Genomic DNA, 5,751 nt, shown 5'->3' on the forward strand with positions numbered 1-5,751 from the left:
ATGCGCGACAGCGAGCGCGACATCATCGCCGCCGAGCGGGCCGCCGAACGCGTCATCCGCATGAATGTCATTGCCGGCAGAAATTTCAACGAGGGCCTCAGGGCGATCTTCCTGTCGATTGGTTATCTCGGCTGGTTCATCAACCCTTATGTCTTCATGATGACGACGGCGATCGTCATCTTCGTGCTGGCGCGGCGGCAATTCTTCTCGGAGGCGCGGCTGGCGATCATGGATGCCGGCGCGCCATCAAATCTCCACCTTTCTGCTATTCGCCGCGATATGCCGTCGAGCGACGGACGTGATTTGCCCGAGGGACTCTGATGACATTGCCGGCAACGGAAACCGATGCGGCGGCAAGGCCACCGCGCATCGGTCTATTGGATACGGCGCGCGGCGTCGCGCTGATCGCCATGGCGAGCTACCATTTCAGCTGGGATATGGAGTTCATGGGCTATCTCGCGCCGGGCACGGCCGAGACCGGCTGGCTGAAGATCTATGCCCGGGCGATCGCCACGACCTTTCTCTTCATCGTCGGCATCAGCCTGGTGCTGTCGAGCAAGCCCGAGATTCGCTGGCCCTCCTTCTGGAAGCGCTTCGGCATGATTGCCGCGGCAGCCGCGGTGATCTCGATCGCCACGCGCATCGCGATGCCGGACGAGTGGATCTATTTCGGCATCCTGCATTGTATCGCGGTGCTCTCGCTCATCGGCATCGTTTTTTTGAGACTGCCTCTCGCCTTCACCCTCATCGCCACGCTCGCGCTCTTTGCCGCCTGGATCACCGACAATTTCGGCCCGCCCGGCCTGCTGCGCTCATCCTTCTTCGATCCCCGATATCTCGCCTGGATCGGACTTGCGGTGATGCCGGAACGGTCCAACGACTACGTGCCGCTGTTTCCCTGGGCAACGCCCTTCTTCGCTGGATTGAGCATCGCCTCGATCGCCATCAGAACCCGGTTGCTGCACCGGCTTGCGGCCATCGGCACCGGCTCCTGGTGGCCGGCGAGGCTTGGCCGCCACAGCCTTGCCTTTTACCTCATCCACCAGCCGGTGTTGATCGCTATCGCCTACGGGCTGTCCCTCGTCGTCCCACCGCAGGCGCCGGATCCGGTTGCGACTTACCTAAGGCAATGCAACGCCTCTTGCGTCATGCAGCAAGGCGAAGCGCTCTGCCGCAGCTTCTGCCAGTGCACGCTGGAGAAATTGCAGGCGCAGGCCCTGTTCACGCCGCTTCAGGCGGGTGCGATCGATATACAGAACGACGAGCGGGTCCAGACCATTGCCGCCGAATGCAGCGCCGAGGCTGAATGAATTCGCCGACAATGCGGCGCGTGATCAGGTGGTGACGCCGATTTCGGCGAGGCGGCCGAGGCAGGTCTCTTCGATAGCATCGAGTTCCGCCAGCGTGTCGTCGATATCCTTGCGCTTCTGGCGCAGGTCGTCGCGCTTCTCGTCGACGCGCTTCATCAGGAGCTTCAGCTGGCCGAGTTCGCCCGGCGGCTCCTTGTAGACCTGGATGATCTCACGGATTTCGGCGATGGTGAAACCGATGCGCCGGCCGCGGAGGATTTCGGCGATGAGCCGCCGGTCGGCTTGCCGGAACAGACGGGTGCGCCCGCGCCGCTCCGGATGGATCAGTCCCTCGTCCTCGTAGAAGCGGAGCGTGCGCGTCGAGACCCCGAATTCGCGCGTCAGCTCCGTTATGCTATAAAACTTGTTCACCGGCATGTGTTCCCCGTCGTCGGACAGACGATAATATTGACTTTTACGTAATAGTCAATTTTTGGCGGTTCAGATGCCGAACCACCATGTGGCGATGCCGAGAAAGGCGAAGAAGCCGGTACAGTCCGTCACCGTTGTGACGAAGACGGAAGAGGCGATCGCCGGGTCGGCCCCCATCTTGTCGAGCAGCAGCGGCAGCAGGATGCCGGCAAGGGCTGCCGCTATCAGATTGATAATCATCGCCGCCGCAATCACCCCGCCGAGCTGGTAGTCGTGGAACCAGGTACCGGCGATCGCGCCCATGATCGTCGCAAAGACGATGCCGTTCAAGATGCCGACGCCCGCCTCCCTGCGGATGATGCGGCCGGCATTGTAGATGTCGAGATCGCGGGTGGCGAGCGCGCGTACCGTCACCGTCATCGTCTGCGTGCCGGCATTGCCGCCCATCGAGGCGACGATCGGCATCAGCACCGCAAGCGCGATCATCTTCTCGATCGAGGCGTCGAACAGGCCGATGACGCTTGCCGACAGCATCGCCGTGCCGAGATTGATCAAAAGCCACAGGAAGCGCGAACGCACCGTCGACAGCACATTGTCCGACAGCTCTTCGTCGCCGACGCCGCCGAGGCGCTTGATGTCTTCGTCTGCCTCCTCGTGGATGACGTCGACGACATCGTCGATGGTCAGCACACCGACCAGCCGGCCGTTTTCGTCGACGACGGCAGCCGAGAGAAGGTCGTACTGTTCGAAGAGCTGGGCGGCCTCCTCCTGGTCCATCTCGGCTGGGACCGGATGGTTGGTCTCACGCATGATCTGCTCGATCTTCGTCTGCCGCTTGGTGCGCAGGATCTGGTCGAGATCGACGGCGCCGAGCAGCTTGAAGGTCGGATCGATGACGAAGATCTGCGAGAAGGAATAGGGCAGATCCTCCTCGTCGCGCATGTAGTCGATCGTCTGGCCGACTGTCCAGAACGGCGGCACGGCGACGAATTCCGTCTGCATGCGACGCCCGGCCGAGCTTTCGGGATAGTCGAGAGCCCGGCGCAGCCGTACCCGCTCGGTGAACGGCAGCTGGGCGAGGATTTCCTCCCGGTCCTCCTTGTCGAGGTCCTCGAGAATGTAGACGGCATCGTCCGAATCGAGCTCGCCGATCGCGGCGGCGATCTGCGCGTTCGGCATCTGGTCGACGATCTCGCGGCGGATCGCCTCGTCGACCTCGGTCAGCGCCGTCATATCGAAATCGTCGCCGAGAAGGCGCACCAGCGCCAGGCGCTGATCCGGCTGGATCGATTCCAACAGGTCGCCTATTTCCGATTCATGCAGGCGGGCCACGTTCTGGCGCAGGAAAAGCGTGTCGCGGTCGGCGATCGCAGCACCGACGAGCGCCAGGAAATCGCTGCGGACATTGCCGTCCTCGTCGTAGATATCGGCGTCCTCGTCATCGGGACGCCTGCGAATGCGGTCTTCCTCATCGGTCGTCGTCATCTGCCGCCCTCGCATCTGGTTCGAATTTCAACGACTGCCGCGCCGCATTCGCAAATGTCGGCCGAAAACACATTATCAACAAGCGGATAAGCGAATCCAGCGCGAGGCTCCCGCAGCCGGAATTCTTGGCCCCTGCTAGCCCAAAGCACCCGTGTCGTAAAGCGGCAAACCGCGCTTCGTGATGACAATGCTCGTGGCCGGCGATAGTTTCCTCACCCGTCCAAGCAGAGGAACCTTGCCCCATGCCCATCCGTCCAATTTTGCGCTATCCACATCCGGGCCTGAAGACTGTCTGCGTACCGGTGACGGCCTTTGATTCCTCGCTCGCCGCGCTTGCCGACGACCTGCTGGTGACGATGCGCGCTGCCCCCGGCGTCGGTATCACCGCCGCCCATATCGGTGTCTTCAACCGTGTCACCGTGCTGGAACTCGACAAGGCCGACGGCGTGCGCCTCTACGTCAATCCTCATATCACCTGGTTTTCGAAGGAGACGATTAGCCATACCGAAGGAAGCGTCTCCATGCCCGGTGCGACCGACGAGGTCACGCGCCCGCGGGCGATCCGCTTCCGCTATCAGGATGCCGAGGGCGCCATGCACGAGGACGGTGCCGAAGATTTCCTTGCCATCTGCATTCAGCACGAGGTCGACCAGCTCGACGGCATTTTCTGGCTACAGCGCCTCTCACGGCTGAAACGCGACCGTCTCGTGAAAAAATGGGAGAAGGCCCAGGGCTGACAATCACGGCCGACAAATCGCCGTCCATGCCGAACCATTCGCCGTTGCCGGCGTTTCCAGCAAAGAAACAAGGAGCGACTGCAATGGCAAGAATCGGTGACAAGCCCCCGATTTCCCGGGAAAAGCCTGAGCTTTCCCGGGAGGAAGATTATCGCGACCTCGAAGAGCGCAATCTCGACGATGGCTGGCCCTATGCCGACGGTAGCGGCGCCGACCCCGCCAACCGCCCTTATGGCGAGACCGCAGCCAATTTCGACAGCGATCCCAACAAGGGCTTCCGGGTCGATGGCACGGATGAGGACGGCAACGAGAATCGCCTGAAGGATTCCCTGCGCGCCGATACGATCGACCGCGATGAAAGCGACGATCTCGAAGCGCGGGTGAACGACAATCTCGAAAACATTCCTGAGGTCGACATCGACAGCATCGAGGTTCATGCAGATGGTCACGTCGTCACCCTGGAAGGGTCGGTGGAGACGATCGGCATCGCTCGCAAGGTCGAACTCGGCGCGCTTTCGGTCGATGGCGTCCGTCACGTCCGCAACAAACTGCAGCTGACCGGTGTCGACGCGCATATCCCGAACGACGACTGACTTCACGCCCAAGGCGCAGATCACCAACCGAAGGCGGGCTGCCGCCTGCCGTTGGTGATCTTTCCCAATATTACCAAAAGTTAACAATTTAAGATTGCAGCACCAGCTGTCTTATTCGTGACACCAATCGCCTATTTTTGTTAGGCGGCTTCTGTCACGCGAAGGTCAATTTCGTTGACAACACTGTGATTTCATTTGGACAAAAGGTCGCGGGTGCGTCGCCATATTATCACAAAATTGCCTGAATTGGGGCGCGAACTCGTGTGTGCCGAGGGTTAGTTTATGTTGTGGAATTCAACAGCAGATTGAGGAGATAAACCCATGCGCATCAAATTTGCCCTTGCCGCGTCCCTGTTCGCCGTCAGCCTTGCAGGCGCTGCCTTCGCCCAGCCGACCTATTCCGACGACTACACCAACGACAGCGACGGCTTCGCGCCGAGCCCCACCTCGAAGCCGGCCCCAGTGCACTACAGCAGCCGCAAGGCTCCGTCCTATTCCAGCGACTACACCAATGACAGCGACGGCTTCGCACCGAGCGCCATGGCAGCCCCTGCCGTCGACAAGACCGCAACGGCCAGCATCACGCCGCTGCCCCCATGCCATAGCATGATCGGCCCGAAGGGCTCCCATACCAAGGGTGCCGACAGCGGCGCTTCCCGCACTGAAGCATGCCGCGCAACGCATTGATCCGACAAAAGAAAGGGCCGGAAACCGGCCCTTCTCTTTTCAATCCATCTTTATGTCGTCTTAGAATACGAATGGAACGAGCCGGTAACGGGTCGTGGCCATGAAGGCCTCGTAGGCAGGATCCTGCTTGAGCAGACGCTCCTCCGCCAACAAGCGGAAACATTGGGCGGTGAGGGCCGTCGCATAGATGGCAAAATTCCAAAGGCTCGGATGGACCAGGAAGAAGCCGATGTGTGTCATCAGATAACCCGCATACATCGGATGGCGGACAAATTTGTAAGGCCCGCCGATCTTGACGCCGCGATTGGCCGGCACCAGGCCGAAGCTTCGCAGCAATGTCAGCTTTGCCGATATCTGCAGGACAAAACCGAGTGCCATCGCCGTCCCGCAGAACGCGAGTGGCGCTAGCGGCTGTGTCGCGGAGGGCGTGGCAAGCAGCGGGAAGATCGTCCCGATGGCGGTGACCGTCCAATCAAAGAGGCGCAGCGACGCATTTCTCGTCGTCCGGCGGGTCAGGATGAGGAAGGC

At 61.0% G+C, this 5,751-nt stretch carries 8 protein-coding genes; 5 read left to right on the plus strand and 3 right to left on the minus strand.

Annotated features, from left to right (window positions below):
- On the plus strand, positions 1-321 hold a 321-nt coding region (locus tag AC1D1Z_RS33090), incomplete at its 5' end, for a DUF599 family protein (RefSeq protein WP_477853081.1).
- Positions 321-1,310 (plus strand): heparan-alpha-glucosaminide N-acetyltransferase, encoded by a 990-nt coding sequence (locus AC1D1Z_RS33095; RefSeq protein ID WP_113544425.1) that lies wholly within the window; start codon positions 321-323, stop codon positions 1,308-1,310. The genes AC1D1Z_RS33090 and AC1D1Z_RS33095, both read left to right, overlap by 1 nt.
- 24 nt (positions 1,311-1,334) lie before the next feature.
- Here AC1D1Z_RS33095 and AC1D1Z_RS33100 read toward each other — a convergent pair whose 3' ends face one another.
- Positions 1,335-1,727, minus strand: a complete 393-nt coding sequence (locus AC1D1Z_RS33100; protein ID WP_018242133.1) for a MerR family transcriptional regulator — start codon at positions 1,725-1,727, stop codon at positions 1,335-1,337.
- A gap of 63 nt (positions 1,728-1,790) precedes the next feature.
- Positions 1,791-3,206, minus strand: a complete 1,416-nt coding sequence (gene mgtE / locus AC1D1Z_RS33105; RefSeq protein WP_018242134.1) for a magnesium transporter — start codon at positions 3,204-3,206, stop codon at positions 1,791-1,793.
- Positions 3,207-3,448: 242 nt separating this feature from the next.
- On the opposite strand from mgtE, the gene AC1D1Z_RS33110 reads away from it, so the two are divergent.
- The 3 genes from AC1D1Z_RS33110 (at position 3,449) to AC1D1Z_RS33120 (ending at position 5,223) form a co-directional block, all read left to right on the plus strand.
- Positions 3,449-3,943, plus strand: a complete 495-nt coding sequence (locus AC1D1Z_RS33110) for a peptide deformylase (RefSeq protein ID WP_113544424.1) — start codon at positions 3,449-3,451, stop codon at positions 3,941-3,943.
- 83 nt (positions 3,944-4,026) lie between these two features.
- Entirely contained in the window at positions 4,027-4,536 is a 510-nt protein-coding gene (locus tag AC1D1Z_RS33115; protein ID WP_018445248.1) for a BON domain-containing protein, read from the plus strand.
- 321 nt (positions 4,537-4,857) lie between these two features.
- Positions 4,858-5,223, plus strand: coding sequence for a hypothetical protein (locus AC1D1Z_RS33120; protein WP_018242137.1), 366 nt, complete (start codon positions 4,858-4,860; stop codon positions 5,221-5,223).
- 60 nt (positions 5,224-5,283) lie between these two features.
- On the opposite strand, the gene AC1D1Z_RS33125 is transcribed toward AC1D1Z_RS33120, so the two are convergent.
- A partial coding sequence (locus tag AC1D1Z_RS33125; RefSeq protein WP_477853085.1) for a methyltransferase family protein occupies positions 5,284-5,751 on the minus strand: 468 nt, incomplete at its 5' end.

This window comes from Rhizobium sp. P1_E1, from assembly GCF_056406015.1.